Here is a 16,883-nt window from a genome sequence, read left to right on the forward strand (position 1 = left end):
GCAGCCCGCCACTCATTCGTAATCAAACTCCGCCCGGTAGTCATCCGGGTCGATACCTTCAGCGCGCAGCGGCTCCACCAAGCGAAAGCGTGTGACCTTGGCCGATGCGGTGATATAGCCTTTGATGACCCATTCACGGGTAACAGCGCTATGCGCCTCTTGCGCCAGTTGCTCGATCACGCGGGTGGTCTTGCGCCGAGCCAGCATGCGGAAGAATGCCGGCACATGGGCGAGCAGGCGTTGCAGCAGCTCCTCGGCATCGGCGGTCCATTCGCCTTGCTTGGGCAGCTCGGGCACAAAGCCCCATTCGTCTTCTGTCAGCGCGCGCCACAGCACGATGGCATGGCCATCGGCATCGCCCACGCAGGCCATTTCTTCCAGCTCGGGCGTGCGCATTGGCGCATAGCGTGAGCTGCTGCCTGCCGCCAACAGGGCTTGGTAGGCCTGGGCCACATCGGCCACCTGCAGGCGCAGGCTTGTTTGCGACTCCACCTTGGGCACTTGCAGCAGCCGGAGCAGGGCGCTGCCGGTGTCGATATCCACATAACCTTCGCCGCTGCGTGCCGCGCTGAAGCCGATCACATCGCGCCAGAGCTGCGTGGCTTTTTCCAGATCGCTGCAGGGAAGGACAAGGTGGCTGATTCCGAAAAACATGGCATGCGGAGGTAAAAATAACAGCGCTGATGATAGCCGCCCAGGCTCTGCATCGATCAGAACTGATCAATGTTGTCATTTCTGGCAGAGGAAGGGGCAGTTGTCTTGGAGACAGGCGAGCCTGCCCATACGCCTTTGGATGGGCGAAGATCCCGCCTAGACAGAGCTCGCGCAGCGCATCGGCACTTCTCGCCAACGCCGCTGCAGCCCTTCAGGAGACCCACCCCATGAACCCCCATGCGCTCACTTCTGCTGCCGCATTGGCGATGGCTGCCAGCTTGGCCCTTGCAGCCAGCCCAGCCCTTGCCGCCTATCCAGACAAGCCCATCAAGCTGATCGTGCCGTTCCCACCCGGCCAGGCCACCGATATCTTTGCCCGTGCGCTGGCCGACAAGCTGGGCCAAAAGCTTGGGCAGGCACTGGTGGTAGAGAACAAAGCCGGCGCAGGCAGCAATATCGGCTCCGAGCAGGTCGCGCGCAGCGCCGCCGACGGCTACACCTTGCTGGTCGCGGGCAGCGCGATGGCGGTGAACCAGACCCTGTACAAAAAAGTGAACTTCGATCCCCGCGTCGATCTGGTCGGCATCAGCTTGATCGCCAAGGTGCCGCTGGTCTTTCTGGCCAACCCGGCCAGTGGCATCAAGAGCATGAATGACCTGGTGACCAAGGCCCGCGCTGAGCCCGGCAAGCTGAGCTATGCAAGTGCGGGCATTGGCGGCACCCAGCATTTGAGCGCGGAGATGGTCAAGGCCCGTGCAGCGCTGCAGATCGAACATATTCCCTACAAAGGCAGCGGCCCGGCCCAGGCGGATTTTTTGGGCAACCAGGTGCCGCTGATGGTGGATTCGGTCACTGCGGCCTTGGCCAACATCCAGGCTGGCAAGGCCGTACCGCTGGGCGTGACCTCGGCCACGCGCTCCAGCCAGTTGCCCCAGGTGCCCACGATTGCCGAATCCGGCTTGCCCGAGTTCAAGGGCTTTGAGGCTGTGGGCTGGCTTGGCCTGATGGCCCCCAAGGGCACGCCCAAGGCCATCGTCGACAAGCTGAACCAAGAAACGGTGGCCATCCTCAGCAGCCCCGAGATGCAGAAGTTCATCCGCGACCGAGGCTCGGAGCCCGCACCGACCAGTGGCCCGGAGATGGACCGCTTTGTGGCCAGCGAAATTGTCGAATGGGGCAAGGCGGTAAAACAGTCGGGCGCGACCGTGGAATAGGGTCCCTCCCGGACTTCACGGCCAGAATCCTTACGCGCCGCCGACCATGTCACCCAGGCGTCGCGGCGCCTGGCTGCGCTTTTCTACACTCTTTGTCGCCTATAGACCGAAATGGAGACAAAGACATGGTGTTGACGCGCAGAAGCATGCTGCAAGCTGGAGCCGCTACAGCGGCTGGTGCCTGGATGGGGGCGGGTGCATCGCTGGCCCATGCCAGCAAAACCTTCCCCAGCCGGGCGATCAAGCTGGTGGTGGCTTTTCCGGCCGGTGGGCCGACCGATCTGACGATGCGCCAACTGGCCGACAACGCCGCCAAGGTGCTGGGCCAACCGATTGTGGTGGAGAACCGCCCCGGCGCGGCCGGCTCTCTGCCCGCGACCCAGCTGCAGAACACCGCCGCCGACGGCTACACCATCGCCCAGCTGCCGATGAGTGTGATGCGCTTGCCTTTTACCACCGGCTTGAAGTGGAACCCGGTAGAGGACCTGAGCTACATCATCAATGTCACCGGCTATGCCTTCTGCATGGTGGCCAGCACCCAGTCCGGCCTCAAGAGCTGGCAGGATGTGGTGGCCTGGGCCAAGGCCAACCCTGGCAAGCTCACGCTTGGCAATACCGGTACCTACACCTCGCCCCATGTCACCTCGGCCATCATTGCGCAGCAGTTGGGGCTGGATGTTGTGCATGTGCCCTACAAGGGCTCGTCCGAACTGATGCGGGCCACGATGGCGGGCGAGGTGATGGTCGCGGCCGACACCAGTGCCGTGATCCCCTATGTGGACCAGGGCCGCATGGTCGCCTTGAACGTCTGGACCGAAAAGCGCCTGCCCACCTTGCCCAATACCCCCACCTTGATCGAACTGGGCCTGCCGACCACGCAGTACTCGCCCTTTGGCCTGGTGGGCCCCAAGGGCATGCCCGCCGATGTGCAAGCCGCCTTGCACACTGCCTTCAAGCAAGCGATGGAAATGGACAGCTACCAGGCCATGCTGCAGCGCTTTGAGATGCTGCGCATCTACATGAACAGCGCCGACTACAAGAAGTTTGCCGCCGAGTCCACGGTCAAGGAAAAGGCCGTGCTGGCCAAGCTGGGTCCCCAGGCTTGATGCAGCTTTGAGGGGGCGACTGGCGCGGGAACGGTATCGGTTTTGAAGATGGCTGTATTTATATACAGTATTTGCAAAAATCTACCTTCATCTGAATCCCGCCGCCAGCCTTCCCAGAGGAGAGCATTCTCAAGCGGGACCGCGCCAGTACTGGCGGAGCTGGTGAGGTTTTGCTAGAATACTGTACACATACACAGTATCTATGCAAACCCTCGCCAAACTCCAGATCCTGGCCGATGCCGCCAAATACGATGCCAGCTGCGCATCCAGCGGCAGCAAGCCCCGCAACTCCCTGGGCGGCAAGGGGATGGGATCGACCGAGGGCATGGGCATCTGCCACAGCTATACGCCCGATGGCCGCTGTGTCTCGCTGCTCAAGATTCTGCTGACGAACTTCTGCATCTACGACTGCCGCTACTGCATCAACCGCAAGAGCTCCAATGTGCAGCGCGCCCGCTTCAGCGCGGCTGAGGTGGTGGGCCTGACTCTGGATTTTTACCGCCGCAACTGCATAGAAGGCCTGTTTCTGTCCAGCGGCATCATCCAGTCGTCGGATTACACGATGGAGCAACTGGTCGAGGTGGCGCGCAGCCTGCGCGAGGACCATGATTTTCGCGGCTACATCCACCTCAAGACGATTCCGGATGCCTCCCCCGAGTTGCTGGCCCTGGCGGGCCGCTATGCAGACCGGCTCAGCATCAATATCGAGCTGCCCACGCAACAGGGCCTGCAGCAACTGGCGCCAGAGAAGGATGCTGTAGGCATTGCCTCGGCCATGCACCAGGTGGCAGAACATATCGAGGTCGCCCGGCAGCAGAGGCAGGACCAGCAGAGCAGCAAGCTGGTATCGCTGCCCCGCCAGCGCCAAGCCGCCCGGGCCGCAGCGCCCAGCTATGCGCCGGCCGGCCAAAGCACGCAGATGATTGTCGGCGCCGACAGCGCCAATGACGCGACGATTCTGCTCACGAGCAGCGCGCTCTACACCGGCCAGCGCCTGCGCCGGGTCTATTACTCGGCCTTCAGCCCCATCCCCGATGCCTCGTCCGATCTGCCGCTGCAGGCGCCGCCGCTGATCCGCGAGCACCGGCTCTACCAGGCCGATTGGCTGATGCGCTTCTACGGCTTCAGCCCGGCAGAAATCACTGCGCCGGCGAGCGGCGGCATGCTCGATCTAGAGCTGGACCCCAAACTCGCCTGGGCCTTGTCGCAGCGCCAGCACTTTCCGGTGGATTTGAACCGCGCAGCCAAGGCCTGGTTGCTGCGCGTGCCGGGCTTGGGCGTCGGCAGTGTCGAGCGCCTGCTGGCCGCCCGTAAGGTGCGCCGGTTGCGGCTCGCCGATCTGCAGCAACTGCGCGTTGCCACCAGCAAGGTGCTGCCTTTTGTCGAGCTCGATGACTACCACCCGCCGCTGGCCATGCTCGACAGCCCCAGCTTGCGCCAGCAGCTGCTGGCCCAGATGGGGCAGGGGGCCGTGCAGCGCCGGCACAGCGGCATGCGGCTGGCGGCTGCGGCGCAGATCGCCCTATTTTGAGGAGGCCAGGCATGCAAGCAGAAAACGACAGCCTGACGGTGATGTTGGACGCACCGGATGACTTTGCCGGATTCCGCCAGGCGGCGCGGGTGTTGCTGGCCCTGGGCGCAGCGCCCGAAGTGGTGCACTGGCGCTGGTCGGATGAGTTAGCCACCCAGGCCGAGGATGGTGATTTGTTTGCGGATGTCGCAGCCAATGGGGTTACGACCGATGCTCCAGCCCGCGTCATCAGCCCCGATGCGCTGGACCGCTTGGCCATCGCACCTGGCCAGCCGGTGCACATTCGCAAACCCCAGCTGTCCGTGCTGCGCAAAGCCTGCTGCCACCGCAACCCGGGGCGCTTTATGCTGTGCTACCGCTGGCTGTGGCGGCTGCAGGCCATGCCCAGCCTGGCAGGCGATGCGCTAGATGCCGATTGGCGCGATATCGAACGCCTAGCCCATGCGGTGGGGCGCGAGATCCACAAGATGCATGCCTTTGTGCGCTTTCGGCCCGCGCAGGACGAAAAGGGCAAGCCGCTGCATGTGGCCTGGTTCGAGCCCGAGCACCACATCGTTCGCGCGGCCTCGGGCTTTTTCATGGAGCGTTTCAGCAACATGCGCTGGGCGATTCTGACGCCAGGCTGCAGCGTGCTCTGGGACCAGGAATGCCTGCAATGGGGCCCTGGCGCCACGGCGGCCCAGGCACCGGACCCCGATGCGGGCGAAGCACTATGGCTGGCCTATTACCAGTCCACCTTCAACCCGGCGCGGCTCAAGGAGCAGGCCATGTTGCGCGAGATGCCGCGCCGTTACTGGAAGAACCTGCCCGAGACCCAGCTGATCAGCGGCCTGGTAGCAGGTGCGCGCAGCCGCACCGGGCATATGCTGGCGGCGCAGCCAGCGGCTGAGCGCGCCTAGACCAGGCGCGCGGCTCGGCAAGATCAGTGCAGCGACACGTCTTCGCGGCGCACATGGTCATTGGCCGTGCCCGTGGGGCGGCTGGACCAGTAGCCGGCCAGCAGCGAGCCCGAGATGTTGTGCCAGACCGAGAAAATGGCACCGGGCAGCGCGGCCATGGGGCTGAAGAACTTGGCTCCCAGGCTGGCTGCCAGGCCCGAGTTCTGCATGCCCACCTCGATCGCCAGGGTGCGGCAGACCGATTTGTCAAAGCCCAGCAGGCGACCGCCCCAGTAGCCACCCAGGTAACCGATCAGGTTGTGCGCAATCACGCCCGCCACCACGACGCCACCCACGGTGGCAATGCGGTCACGGCTCAAGGCCACCACGGTGGACAGCACCAACAAGATCGCCACCATCGACACCAGCGGCAGCAGGCGCTCCACGCGCTTGATCTGCACATGCCAGAAATGGTTCAGCAGCAGGCCCAGGCCAATGGGCAGCAGCACGATTTGCGCAATCTCCATCAAGAGCGCGCTGACCGGCACGTCGATCGACGCCGAGATATAGAGGCGCGCCAGCAGTGGCGTGGCCACAATGCCCACCAGGGTCGACAGCGCACTGATCGTCACCGACAGCGCCACATCACCCTTGGACAGAAAAATCATCACATTCGACGAGGTACCGCTGGCGACACTGCCCACCAGCACCATGCCCGCCGTCAGCTCGGGCGGCATGTCCAGCGCCTTGGCAATCAACCAGGCGGCCAGCGGCATGATGAGGTAGTGCAGGAAGAGGCCCGCTGCAATCGGGGCAGGGCGCTGCAGCACGCGGCTGAAATCGCTGACGCGCAGGGTCACGCCCATCGCAAACATGATCAGCATCAGCAGCTGGGCGATATGGGGCTTGAAGCCCAGGAAGGCCGAAGGCGCGCTGTAGGCGATCAGGGCCATCACAGCCGCCCACACAGGGAAAAGACGGGTCAACAAGGCAAGCACAGAAATATCCAGACCAAAAAACGGGCCCCAGGCTGCATGGACTGACACAGTCAGGGCAGGGGGCAATAAAAGCAGATGTGCTTGATGCGAGGTAGCGGCTGTGCTGCGCTGCTCAACCCGAGTGCCCGACCAGGGGTGGTGGTCTGGAGCAGCAACGGAGGTGTTGAACGCGGGGCTACCGGTGGGTAGCGGGCAGGCGCTGGGTGCTTGTGGCTGGCCGCATCAGAGGCGCCATCATACGGTTACGACTGCAACTGTTTGGGGTGGTCCGTTGGGTGGCATCACTGCGCACTCGGATATAGAGGCAGCGCACCCAGATGCGCGGCGTAGCGTGCATGCGCTGCAGAATCCTCGGGAAAATACCGATGGAAGGCTGGCACCTTTTGTACCCTTGGTCTGCTACGTTCCAAATAGCACGCTCGGGCGCCAGGGCGGGCCTTGCTGCTCAGCCGAGCGACCCTACAAAAAGCGCCTCTCGGCGCGCTTTCACTGTAGGACTGCAGGCTTTTTGTGCCCAGCAGTTGCATGCTGTGACGGTAATCGGCAGATCATCCAGTAGAGTCGTTGAGATTGGTTAACGATCTGATGCATTACTGCAACAAGGTGCCTGGGCACCGCGCTGGTGCATCCCACGTCTTGCAGTGCGCGCCATGGTGCTGGCTTTGAAAGCCAGCGACAGCAACCCAGCGCCACTGCCAGGCCATCTATAGCTCTGTGCCATGCGGCCATGCACGCTGGACACACTTTTTTGGAGGAGGGTGCAGATATGCCACCCCATGCAGCATCCTCAATGCCGCTGCCACAGATTGGCGGCTGGCTTGAACACAGTGTTGGCCCCTTGATGAGTTGGTGCGTGCTGGTAGCGGCTGCCGCGCTGGCCGGGCACATGGTTTTCCGGCTCAGCGGTTTTCCGCGCATGCTGGGTTATACGGTCGTGGGCCTGCTCGCTGGCTGGCTGGGCTTTGGCGATCTGCCCTGGCCGCTGCAGGGCAATACCCAGGTGCTGCTGCACACGGCAGTGGGCACCAGCATGTTGATTGCCGCCTCACAGATCTCGCTCAAATGGCTGGTTCGGCAGCCATTTTTGCTGCTGCAAAGCCTGGTGGAATCGGTGGCCGCGCTGGTGCTGGTCACCGCCACTTTGCAGCTACTGGGTATGGGCTGGGCGGTGTCCTTGGGGGTAGGTGTGGTGGCCATGGCAGCCTCGCCATCGGTGCTGCTGCGTATCTCGGCCGATCTGCGCTCCAGCGGTGCCGTCACCGACCGCAGCTTGCTGATGGCCACCTTGGGCTGCATGTATGCGTTGGTGCTGGGCCTGGTGGTCACCGTCGCCTGGTCGCCTGTCGCCGGCACGGATGTCCAGGCGGGCCTGGAGCTGACGGCCGCCGGCATGGGCCACTTGCTGTGGAGTCTGGGCCTGACCCTGTTGTGGGCGCTGCTGACCACGGCTGCGCTGTGGCCCGTACTGCGCTGGCAGTCGTCGCGCAGCGATTCCACCGCGCTCTACATGATTGCGGTCTTGGTCGCGGCCAGCCTGATGGCCGAGCGCCTGGGCGGCTCGGCCGCGCTGGGCTTTGTGCTGGCGGGCGTGATGCTGCGCAACCTCAGCCCCAAGCCCATGGTCTGGCCCTCGGCCTTTATGGCGGGCAACACCATGCTCAACTTGCTGATGTTTGTGCTGGTGGCCAGCATGGCAGGCCAGATTGCACCCAGCGCGGCGCTGATCAGCCTGGTGGCTGCCGTCAGCCTGGCGCGGCTGGTGGGCAAGATGGGCGGCGTTCTGCTGCTGGGCGCGGGCACCGGCATTGGCTGGTTGCGCCAGTGGCCCGTGGCTTGCGCGCAGTCGCCCAGCTCCGGTCTCGCCTTGCTGTTGGCCTCGGCCCAGGTGGCGCAATGGGCATCCATCAACCCCGAAGTGGCAGTGAGCGTGTCGTCCATCGCGCTGCCGATGATTGTGCTGTGCGAGGTGATCGGCGTGATGCTGGCCTCGCTCGCTTTGTGGCGCAGTGGCGAGGCGCACCGCGGTATCGGCCTGTCCGCTCTCACCAGCAAGGAGAAACGCCATGACGCTTGAAGCCTTTCACCAGTCCGAGGCCCTGACGCTTGGTGTCGAGCTGGAGCTGCAGCTGGTCAACACCAACCACTATGACCTGACGCCTTATGCCCCCGACATGCTGGCCCTGCTGAAAAACGCGCAGGTGCCGGGCTCCATCGTGCCCGAGGTCACCACCAGCATGATCGAGATATCGACCGGCATCTGCACCGATGCGCAGGACGCCTACCAGCAGCTGACCGTCACGCGTGACGCGCTGGTCAAGGCGGCAGACCGGCTCAATATTGCGCTGGCCGGCGGTGGCACGCACCCGTTCCAGCAGTGGCACCAGCAGCGCATCTACAACAAGCCGCGCTTCAAGGAAATCACCGCGCTCTACGGCTACCTCACCAAGCAGTTCACCATTTTTGGCCAGCATGTGCATGTGGGCTGCCCTGGTGCTGATGCGGCGTTGATGATGCTGCACCGGCTTTCGCGCTATATCCCGCACTTCATTGCGCTGTCGGCCTCCAGCCCCTTTGTGCAGGGGCAGGACACGGCCTTTGATTCGGCGCGGCTCAACTCGGTGTTCGCGTTTCCGCTGTCGGGCCGCGCACCATTTGCGCTGCACTGGGAGGACTTTGAGCGCTACTACAACAAGATGACCGCCACTGGCGTGATCCACAGCATGAAGGACTTCTACTGGGACATCCGCCCCAAGCCGGAGTTTGGCACCGTGGAGGTGCGGGTGTTTGACACGCCGCTGTCTATCGAGCGTGCCGTTGCGCTGGCCGCCTATGTGCAGGCGCTGGGGGCCTGGTTCCTGGCCGAAGAGCCTTTTGAGCCCAGCGAGGATGACTACCTGGTCTACACCTACAACCGCTTCCAGGCCTGCCGCTTTGGCCTGGAAGGCGCCTATGTGGACCCGGCGACCAGTGAATCCTTTGGGCTGCGCGAGCATATCTTGCTGACCCTGCAGCGCATCCAGTCGTATGTGCCGGAGAACAGCAAGGAGGCCTTGCAGCAGCTGCGCAAGACGGTGAACGAAGGCGTCAACGACGCAAGCCGCCTGCGCGAAGCCTATGCCCAGGCCCAGCAACTGCCCGAGGTGGTGCGGCAGTCGACCTTGCGCTTCCGGTATTGAATGAAATCCGCGGGGTTGAAAGCCATCAATGGCTGGCCTGCATTACAGTGCATGGGCCAGCCATTCTTTTTGCCTTCAACCGTGTCTGAAAAAACTCTGCTGCTTATCCAGGTCGGCACACCGCCCGACGACATCCGTGCCCAGGTCGGCGATTTGCCGCTGTGGTTCTCCGCCGTTCTCGCCGCCGGGCCCGCCTTCAAGGTGGTGCGGGTGTTCGAGGGCGAGCCCTTGCCGCGGCATGACGCGCACAGCGCGGCGATCATCACCGGCTCCTGGGCGATGGTGACGGACCTGCTGCCCTGGAGTGAGGCGACCGCCCAATGGATACGGGAGGCGATGGCCCGCCAGATGCCGCTGTTCGGCATTTGCTATGGCCACCAGCTGATGGCCCATGCGCTCGGTGGCAAGGTGGACTACCACCCGCAAGGCCGTGAGATGGGTTGCCTGGATATTGCGCTGCTGCCCGGCGCCGAGGAGGAAGCCTTGCTCGCTGGCTCAGGCCCACATTTCAAAGCCAATCTGACCCATATGCAGACCGTGTTGGAGCTGCCGCCCGGTGCCCGGGTGCTGGCCAGATCGGCCCATGACCCCCACCAGGTCGTGCGCTATGGGCCCCATGCGGTATCCACCCAGTTCCATCCGGAATTCATCCAGCCAGTGGCTGCCGCCTGCATCCAGCTGCGTGCGCAGGTGCTGCAAGCTGAAGGCTTTGACCCGGCGGCCATGCTGGAGCAGCTGATGGATACCCCTGTGCCGCAGCAGATGCTGCAGCGCTTTGTGGCTGCCTATGCCGCCCAGCCAGCCACGGCACCGGTGCAGCCAGCGGCCCCAGTGTCTCAGGCCGAGACGATCTTGACGGTATAACCTTTGCCGGAGGCGATCACCTCCAGCAGGCGGTCGATATTGGGATGCGCGCCGGGGCGGGCCTTGGCGTCATCCGTGTGCTCGGCAAAAATCTGCAGGCCTTCTTCAGCCGCTGCCACATTAATGCCGCCATGCTTGGCGGCCAGTGCGTTGTAGACCTTGGCCGAACCCGCCTTGCCGGGGGCATTGGGAATGGTGGCTGCGACCTGGCCATCGGCATCGATCAGTTGCAGCTCGGCGATGTGGTCGATGGAGGGCAGGGTCTGGAGGTTGTCAGCAAAAGCCATGGGGTTCCTGGGCGCAGAAGTGGTATCAAAAAAATAGCTGCCGGTGCTTATTGCATGGGCAGCTCACGGGTTTTGTATTATGCAGCAAAGCCTTGCTGTCAACGGGGCAGGGCAGTCATCCTGCCGCCTTCAGCCGTCCTTAGCCCTGTGCCTTCACCAGGCCCATGATGAAGTCCCAATGCGCCTCATCCACCGGCGTGATCGACAGGCGATTGCCTTTTTGCAGCACCCGCATGTCTTCCAGCTCGGGGTACTGGCGCAGTGCAGCCACCGAGATGGGCTTGATCTTGCGCAGCGCCTGCACATCCAGCATCAGCCAGCGTGGGGCCTCGGGCTTGGACTTGGGGTCGTAGTACTTGGAGTCCGGGTCAAACTGGCTGGCATCGAGCCGCAGATGGCCAGCAATGCGGGCAATACCGTAAATGCCGGGCTCGGCGCAGCTCGAATGCCAGTACAGCACACCATCGCCCAGCTGCATGTCATCGCGCATGAAGTTGCGCGCCTGGTAGTTGCGCACGCCGTCCCAGGCAATGGTTGCATCGGGGGCGCTGAGCGCGCAGTCGATGGAGAATTCATCCGGCTCGTTTTTCATCAGCCAGTAGCGGGTGGATGCAGCGTTCATGGTGCTTGAATGTAAGGAGGGCGGGCAATCCGGTGGCGCGGCGCAGACCTGAGCGCGCATGCTGCTGATGCTAAACGATGCAACGCTCTGTTTATGGAAGCACGGCACTGCGGCAGTGCTTACGCCAGACGGCGTTTATACGAGACAGCCCAAGCGTAAACAGCAGCAACATAGTACAATAGAGAGCTTTGCAAGCTTTTGTGGCTTGACGGTGTTGGATGCCTCTGGCAGCTGCGCTGTAAATAATGTGCGGGATGCTGGTTGTTGGCGCCCCTTGGCGGGCCAGCTGATAGCCGCTTCGCTGAGTTGCCTTGCTGGCCGCTTGCCCCTTGGGAGGCGAGCGCCCACAAGACCATCCCGAACCATGGAGAGAGCCACCGCTTGTTGGTGGCACAGAGAACAGCATGGCGAACCGGTTTCGTTCATGCACCACTAGACAAGGATTCGTCGACTTATATGGCTAAAGAAGAACTGATTGAGATGCAAGGCTCCGTGACCGAAGTGCTGCCGGATTCGCGCTTTCGCGTGAAGCTGGACAACGGCCACGAGCTGATTGCCTACACGGGCGGCAAAATGCGCAAGCACCACATTCGCATTCTGGCCGGTGACAAGGTGTCGCTGGAGATGTCGCCTTACGATCTGAGCAAGGGCCGCATCACTTTCCGTCACCTGCCTGGCCGTGGCCCGGCACCTACCCAACGTTAACCGCATGGGTGGCCGCTGTAAAAAAATCGTCAAATACGAAATTCAGCTGCCAAAACCCTGGTTACAATAACGGCTTAGTCGGAGCGTAGCGCAGCCTGGTAGCGCATCTGCTTTGGGAGCAGAGGGTCGCGAGTTCGAATCCCGCCGCTCCGACCATTCCATTTAAAAACCTGTTGCATGCAAATGCAGCAGGTTTTTTGTTTTGCAGATTCGCGATGCGGCAGGCCTTATCTTGGTAATGCGCCGGCAACCATCTTTGACATTTCCGGTTCATGCATGGCCTGTAATTGGGTCCTGCAGTTTTTCCAGCCCAAAGGGTAGGGCGGCTGCAACGCCCACTGCCCATCCGATAAAAAGTTGTCAAAGTAATCACTTTTCGCCGCAAGCGGCTCCGGCCCGATATACAATAGCGGCTTAGTCGGAGCGTAGCGCAGCCTGGTAGCGCATCTGCTTTGGGAGCAGAGGGTCGTGAGTTCGAATCCCACCGCTCCGACCATCCTTATTGAAAACCTGTTGCACGCAAGTGCAGCAGGTTTTTCGTTTGGGCAGTCCCAAAAATGACAGGTGCAGGCCAGCATTCCAGTCTTTCCATGGCCTGATCGCCCAGGCCTTTAACCAGATGGCGATCGACGTCAAGATGGCTTGGCGATGCCCTTGCGCACGGCGGGGAATGTGTCCGGCTGGATACATATATTTACCGAGCCGATTCACGTTGATTTTGCTGCATTCTTCTCTGAAACAGGCTTTGCCTAGCAGAAATCGGGCCTGCTTTTTTGCTGCCACGAACGCTACAGGTAGCGTACACTCAATCCCATAGACACCATATGTAGTGTCCACCGCTTCCCCCACTGAGTATCTGATGCTGGTCATCCCCCAGCCTTTGCGCGCCTGCGATGCCGGGCGCGTTTTGGCGCGGGATAGCTGCGTCTTGCACCCAGTGGTCCTGCGTTTTTTATCCCATTAGAAACATCGCAAATGAACCAGACAAGCACTATGAGAGTCACCAAGCGTGACGGTCGCGTCGAACCCATCGACCTCGACAAAATCCACCGGGTGATTGACTGGGCGGCCAAAGGCCTGAGCAATGTTTCGGTCTCGCAGATCGAGCTGCAGTCGCATATCCAGTTTTATGACGGCATCCGCACCGATGCGATCCATGAAACCATCATCAAGTCCGCCGCCGACCTGATCTCCGAAGACGCGCCCGACTACCAGTACGTGGCAGCGCGCCTGGCCATCTTCCACCTGCGCAAGATCGCCTTCGGCCAGTTCGAGCCGCCGCATCTGTACGAGCATGTGCAAGCGCTGACCGAGCTCAAGAAGTACGACCCCCATCTGCTGGCCGATTACAGCCGCGAAGAGTACGACGAGATCAATGGTTTCATTGATCACTGGCGCGATATGGACTTCTCCTACGCCGCCGTGAAGCAGCTCGAAGGCAAGTACCTGGTGCAGAACCGGGTGACCAAGCGCATCTACGAAAGCCCACAGATCCTCTACGTGCTGGTCGCGATGAGCCTGTTTGCCAAGTACCCGGCCGACCGCCGTCTGCAGTACATCAAGCGCTTCTATGACGCCGTCTCGCGCTTCAAGATTTCGCTGCCCACGCCCATCATGTCGGGCGTGCGTACGCCGCTGCGCCAGTTCAGCTCCTGCGTGCTGATCGAGTGCGACGACAGCCTGGACAGCATCAACGCCACCACCAGCGCCATCGTCAAGTACGTGTCACAACGCGCCGGTATCGGCATCAACGGTGGCCGCATCCGCGCCCTGGGCAGCGAGATCCGTGGCGGCGAAGCGCAGCACACCGGCTGCCTGCCTTTCTTCAAGATGTTCCAGTCAGCCGTCAAGTCTTGTTCACAAGGCGGCGTGCGCGGTGGTGCAGCCACCTTGTTCTACCCACTGTGGCACCTGGAAGCCGAGTCGCTGCTCGTGCTGAAGAACAACCGCGGCGTGGAAGAGAACCGTATCCGCCATCTGGACTACGGTATCCAGATCAACCGCATGCTCTACCAGCGCCTGATCAAGGGCCAGAGCATCAGCCTGTTCTCGCCCCATGATGTGCCCGGTCTGTACGAGGCCTTCTTTGCCGACCAGAACAAGTTCGAAGAGCTGTACGTCAAGTACGAGAGCGATGAATCCATCCGCAAGCGCACCCTGCCAGCGGTGGAGCTGTTCTCGCTGATGATGCAAGAGCGCGCCAGCACCGGCCGTATCTACATCCAGAACGTGGACCACTGCAACACGCACAGCCCGTTCAACCCGGCCGTCGCTCCCGTGCGCCAGTCGAACCTGTGCATGGAAATTCTGCTGCCGACCAACCCGCTCGAAGACATCAAGGACGAGAACGGCGAAATCGCGCTCTGCACCCTGTCCGCTTTCAATCTGGGCGCGCTGGAATCGACCGACGAGCTCGAAGAGCTGGCCGACCTGATCGTGCGTGCACTCGATGCGCTGCTGGACTACCAGGACTACCCGGTAGCCGCTGCCCGCATTGCGACCGAAAAGCGCCGCTCGCTGGGCGTGGGCGTGATCAACTACGCCTACTACCTGGCCAAGAACGGCGTGCGCTACTCCGACGGCTCGGCCAATGGCCTGACCCACCGCACTTTCGAAGCCATCCAGTACTACCTGCTCAAGGCATCGGTGCAGCTGTCGCGCGAATTCGGTCCTTGCACCGCCTTTGCCGAAACCAACTACGCCGCCGGCATCCTGCCAATCGATACCTACAAGAAGGACATCGACAGCCTGACCGACGAACCCCTGCACCTCGACTGGGAAACCCTGCGCACCGAGATCAAGACCCACGGTCTGCGCAACTCGACCCTGACCGCGCTGATGCCGTCGGAGACCTCCAGCCAGATCGCCAACGCGACCAATGGCATCGAGCCTCCACGCGGCTTTGTGTCGGTCAAGCAGTCCAAGGACGGCATCCTGCGCCAGGTGGTGCCGGAGATCGATCGCCTGAAGGGCCAGTACGAACTGCTCTGGCAAATGCCCAACAACGATGGCTACCTCAAGCTCGTGGGCCTGATGCAGAAGTTCGTCGACCAGTCCATCTCGGCCAACACCAACTACGACCCACAGCGCTTTGCCGATGGCAAGGTGCCAATGCAGCAACTGCTCAAGGACCTGCTGCAGGCCTACAAGTTTGGTGTCAAGACCCTGTACTACCACAACACCCGTGACGGTGCCGAAGACATGCAGGGCGCGGCTGCAGAAGACGACTGCGCCAGCGGCGCCTGCAAGATCTAAGCGGAGAGAAGGCGATGGCATACAGCACCTTCTCCAAGGTCGACAATGACCAGCTCAAGGAACCGATGTTTTTTGGCAATTCGGTCAATGTCGCCCGCTACGACCAGCAGAAGTACCCGATCTTCGAGAAGCTGATCGAAAAGCAGCTCTCGTTTTTCTGGCGCCCTGAGGAAGTAGACATCACGCAGGACCGCATCGACTACCAGAAGCTGCCCGACCACGAAAAGCACATCTTCATCAGCAACCTGAAGTACCAGACGCTGTTGGACTCCATCCAGGGGCGCAGCCCTAACATGGCCTTCCTGCCGCTGGTGTCGCTGCCGGAGCTGGAGACCTGGATAGAGACCTGGGCGTTCTCAGAGACCATCCACTCGCGCTCCTACACGCACATCCTGCGCAATATCGTCAACGATCCCTCGGTGATCTTTGACGACATCATGCGCAACGAGAGCATCAAGCTGCGCGCGGGCGATATCTCGTCCTACTACGACGAGCTGATCCGTGATGCCATGCTGCACGCCCAACTGGGCGCGGGCAGCCACACGATCAATGGCGTGGTGCACGAGATCGATGTGTACGAGCTCAAGAAGAAGATGTACCTGTGCCTGATGAATGTGAACATTCTGGAGGCCATCCGCTTTTATGTGAGCTTTGCCTGCTCCTTCGCGTTTGCCGAGCGCAAGCTGATGGAGGGCAATGCCAAGATCATCCGCCTGATCGCCCGTGATGAAGCGCTGCACCTGACCGGTACCCAGCACTTGCTCAATATCATGCGCTCGGGCCAGGACGATCCGGACTTTGCCAAGATCGCCAAAGAGACCGAGCAGGAATGCTTTGAGATGTTCAAAACCGCGGCCTTGCAGGAAAAGCAGTGGGCCGAGTACCTGTTCCGCGACGGTTCGATGATCGGCCTGAACAAGGACATCCTGAGCCAGTACGTGGAGTACATCACCAACATCCGCATGTCGGCGATCGGCCTCAAGCCCGCGTTCGAGAACGCCAAGAGCAACCCGATCCCCTGGATCAACACCTGGTTGTCGTCCGACACCGTGCAGGTGGCGCCGCAAGAGGTGGAGCTGAGCTCCTACCTGGTGGGCCAGATCAACGCCGAAGTCTCGCTGGATGACCTGAGCGGAATCGAGTTGTGACCACGGTCAGCACCACGGACACCCTCATACGCGTGCTGCCAGGGGAGACCCTGCTCGAAGCGCTGGAGCGCACTGGCCACGATGTGGAGTACCAGTGCCGTGGTGGCTATTGCGGCAGCTGCCGCCTCACCTTGGTGGAAGGCGAAGTCGTCTACACCCAGGAGCCGCTGGCCTTTGTCGGGCCAAATGAGGTGGTTCCCTGCTGCTGCGTGGTCAAGACCCACATCAAGGTGGAATGCAGCCTTCGGCAAGTGGAAACCAGCGCGGACGACAAGAGCCAACTGGCCCTGGACTTGTAATCCGCTGCCGTTCTGCGCACAGGCCCCAAGCTTTGCTTGGGGCTTTTTTTTGGTTCATCGAGGAATACCGGGGAACGCGGCGCGGATCTTGAGAAAGAAGTAGTCCTCATCTCGATATCCGTAGGCGCGGCGCTTGATGACCTTGA

At 61.8% G+C, this 16,883-nt stretch carries 15 protein-coding genes and 2 tRNA genes; 13 read left to right on the top strand and 4 right to left on the bottom strand.

Features of this window, described 5'->3' with window-relative positions; all coding sequences use genetic code 11:
* Nucleotides 1-12: 12 nt before the first annotated feature.
* Nucleotides 13-654, bottom strand: coding sequence for a DUF2621 family protein (locus tag EDF71_RS08605; RefSeq protein WP_133856167.1), 642 nt, complete (start codon nt 652-654; stop codon nt 13-15).
* Between the two features lie 266 nt (nt 655-920).
* On the opposite strand from EDF71_RS08605, the gene EDF71_RS08610 reads away from it, so the two are divergent.
* The 4 genes from EDF71_RS08610 to EDF71_RS08625 all read left to right on the top strand — a co-directional run bounded on the left by EDF71_RS08610 (nt 921) and on the right by EDF71_RS08625 (nt 5,404).
* Nucleotides 921-1,868, top strand: coding sequence for a tripartite tricarboxylate transporter substrate binding protein (locus EDF71_RS08610; protein ID WP_243854231.1), 948 nt, complete (start codon nt 921-923; stop codon nt 1,866-1,868).
* A gap of 146 nt (nt 1,869-2,014) precedes the next feature.
* On the top strand, nt 2,015-2,974 hold the full coding sequence (locus EDF71_RS08615; protein WP_243854225.1) for a tripartite tricarboxylate transporter substrate binding protein: 960 nt from the start codon (nt 2,015-2,017) through the stop codon (nt 2,972-2,974).
* 202 nt (nt 2,975-3,176) lie between these two features.
* Entirely contained in the window at nt 3,177-4,505 is a 1,329-nt protein-coding gene (locus EDF71_RS08620) for a putative DNA modification/repair radical SAM protein (RefSeq protein WP_133856169.1), read from the top strand.
* Between the two features lie 11 nt (nt 4,506-4,516).
* Complete coding sequence (locus tag EDF71_RS08625; protein WP_133856170.1) at nt 4,517-5,404, top strand: TIGR03915 family putative DNA repair protein; 888 nt, start codon at nt 4,517-4,519, stop codon at nt 5,402-5,404.
* A gap of 23 nt (nt 5,405-5,427) precedes the next feature.
* Here the strand turns inward: EDF71_RS08625 and EDF71_RS08630 are convergent, their stop codons facing one another.
* Nucleotides 5,428-6,381, bottom strand: a complete 954-nt coding sequence (locus tag EDF71_RS08630; protein WP_133856171.1) for a bile acid:sodium symporter family protein — start codon at nt 6,379-6,381, stop codon at nt 5,428-5,430.
* 766 nt (nt 6,382-7,147) lie between these two features.
* Here EDF71_RS08630 and EDF71_RS08635 point away from each other — a divergent pair.
* The 3 genes from EDF71_RS08635 (at nt 7,148) to EDF71_RS08645 (ending at nt 10,421) form a co-directional block, all read left to right on the top strand.
* Nucleotides 7,148-8,455, top strand: coding sequence for a cation:proton antiporter (locus EDF71_RS08635; protein ID WP_243854226.1), 1,308 nt, complete (start codon nt 7,148-7,150; stop codon nt 8,453-8,455).
* Entirely contained in the window at nt 8,445-9,557 is a 1,113-nt protein-coding gene (locus EDF71_RS08640) for a YbdK family carboxylate-amine ligase (protein ID WP_133856172.1), read from the top strand. The genes EDF71_RS08635 and EDF71_RS08640 overlap by 11 nt, the downstream gene beginning before the upstream one ends.
* Before the next feature lie 81 nt (nt 9,558-9,638).
* On the top strand, nt 9,639-10,421 hold the full coding sequence (locus EDF71_RS08645) for a glutamine amidotransferase (RefSeq protein ID WP_243854227.1): 783 nt from the start codon (nt 9,639-9,641) through the stop codon (nt 10,419-10,421).
* On the opposite strand, the gene EDF71_RS08650 is transcribed toward EDF71_RS08645, so the two are convergent.
* Nucleotides 10,394-10,708 (bottom strand): DUF2322 family protein, encoded by a 315-nt coding sequence (locus EDF71_RS08650; protein WP_133856174.1) that lies wholly within the window; start codon nt 10,706-10,708, stop codon nt 10,394-10,396. The genes EDF71_RS08645 and EDF71_RS08650 overlap by 28 nt on opposite strands.
* Before the next feature lie 139 nt (nt 10,709-10,847).
* Nucleotides 10,848-11,330 (bottom strand): EVE domain-containing protein, encoded by a 483-nt coding sequence (locus EDF71_RS08655; RefSeq protein WP_133856175.1) that lies wholly within the window; start codon nt 11,328-11,330, stop codon nt 10,848-10,850.
* A gap of 456 nt (nt 11,331-11,786) precedes the next feature.
* On the opposite strand from EDF71_RS08655, the gene infA reads away from it, so the two are divergent.
* The 6 genes from infA to yfaE all read left to right on the top strand — a co-directional run bounded on the left by infA (nt 11,787) and on the right by yfaE (nt 16,737).
* The gene (infA, locus tag EDF71_RS08660) at nt 11,787-12,035 is read left to right on the top strand and encodes a translation initiation factor IF-1 (protein WP_133856176.1); all 249 of its coding nucleotides are present in this window, start codon (nt 11,787-11,789) and stop codon (nt 12,033-12,035) included.
* 79 nt (nt 12,036-12,114) lie between these two features.
* Nucleotides 12,115-12,191 (top strand) — tRNA-Pro (locus tag EDF71_RS08665).
* A gap of 263 nt (nt 12,192-12,454) precedes the next feature.
* Nucleotides 12,455-12,531: transfer RNA gene (locus EDF71_RS08670), tRNA-Pro, on the top strand.
* A 479-nt stretch (nt 12,532-13,010) separates the two neighbouring features.
* Nucleotides 13,011-15,290, top strand: a complete 2,280-nt coding sequence (gene nrdA, locus EDF71_RS08675; protein WP_133856177.1) for a class 1a ribonucleoside-diphosphate reductase subunit alpha — start codon at nt 13,011-13,013, stop codon at nt 15,288-15,290.
* 14 nt (nt 15,291-15,304) lie between these two features.
* Nucleotides 15,305-16,438 carry a class Ia ribonucleoside-diphosphate reductase subunit beta gene (gene nrdB / locus EDF71_RS08680; RefSeq protein WP_133856178.1) on the top strand — a complete coding sequence of 378 codons (1,134 nt, stop codon included), beginning with the start codon at nt 15,305-15,307 and terminating at the stop codon, nt 16,436-16,438.
* Nucleotides 16,435-16,737, top strand: a complete 303-nt coding sequence (yfaE, locus tag EDF71_RS08685) for a class I ribonucleotide reductase maintenance protein YfaE (RefSeq protein WP_133856179.1) — start codon at nt 16,435-16,437, stop codon at nt 16,735-16,737. The genes nrdB and yfaE overlap by 4 nt, the downstream gene beginning before the upstream one ends.
* The last annotated feature ends 146 nt before the right edge of the window (nt 16,738-16,883 follow it).

This window comes from Comamonas sp. JUb58 (genome assembly GCF_004364775.1).
Taxonomy (GTDB): Bacteria; Pseudomonadota; Gammaproteobacteria; order Burkholderiales; family Burkholderiaceae_C; genus Comamonas.

Coding starts and splice junctions, on each gene's coding strand:
- EDF71_RS08605 (WP_133856167.1), bottom strand. CDS start 654: ATGTTTTTCGGAATCAGCCACCTTGTCCTTCCCTGCAGCGATCTGGAA.
- EDF71_RS08610 (WP_243854231.1), top strand. CDS start 921: ATGGCTGCCAGCTTGGCCCTTGCAGCCAGCCCAGCCCTTGCCGCCTAT.
- EDF71_RS08615 (WP_243854225.1), top strand. CDS start 2,015: ATGCTGCAAGCTGGAGCCGCTACAGCGGCTGGTGCCTGGATGGGGGCG.
- EDF71_RS08620 (WP_133856169.1), top strand. CDS start 3,177: ATGCAAACCCTCGCCAAACTCCAGATCCTGGCCGATGCCGCCAAATAC.
- EDF71_RS08625 (WP_133856170.1), top strand. CDS start 4,517: ATGCAAGCAGAAAACGACAGCCTGACGGTGATGTTGGACGCACCGGAT.
- EDF71_RS08635 (WP_243854226.1), top strand. CDS start 7,148: ATGCCACCCCATGCAGCATCCTCAATGCCGCTGCCACAGATTGGCGGC.
- EDF71_RS08640 (WP_133856172.1), top strand. CDS start 8,445: ATGACGCTTGAAGCCTTTCACCAGTCCGAGGCCCTGACGCTTGGTGTC.
- EDF71_RS08650 (WP_133856174.1), bottom strand. CDS start 10,708: ATGGCTTTTGCTGACAACCTCCAGACCCTGCCCTCCATCGACCACATC.
- EDF71_RS08655 (WP_133856175.1), bottom strand. CDS start 11,330: ATGAACGCTGCATCCACCCGCTACTGGCTGATGAAAAACGAGCCGGAT.
- infA (WP_133856176.1), top strand. CDS start 11,787: ATGGCTAAAGAAGAACTGATTGAGATGCAAGGCTCCGTGACCGAAGTG.
- nrdA (WP_133856177.1), top strand. CDS start 13,011: ATGAACCAGACAAGCACTATGAGAGTCACCAAGCGTGACGGTCGCGTC.
- nrdB (WP_133856178.1), top strand. CDS start 15,305: ATGGCATACAGCACCTTCTCCAAGGTCGACAATGACCAGCTCAAGGAA.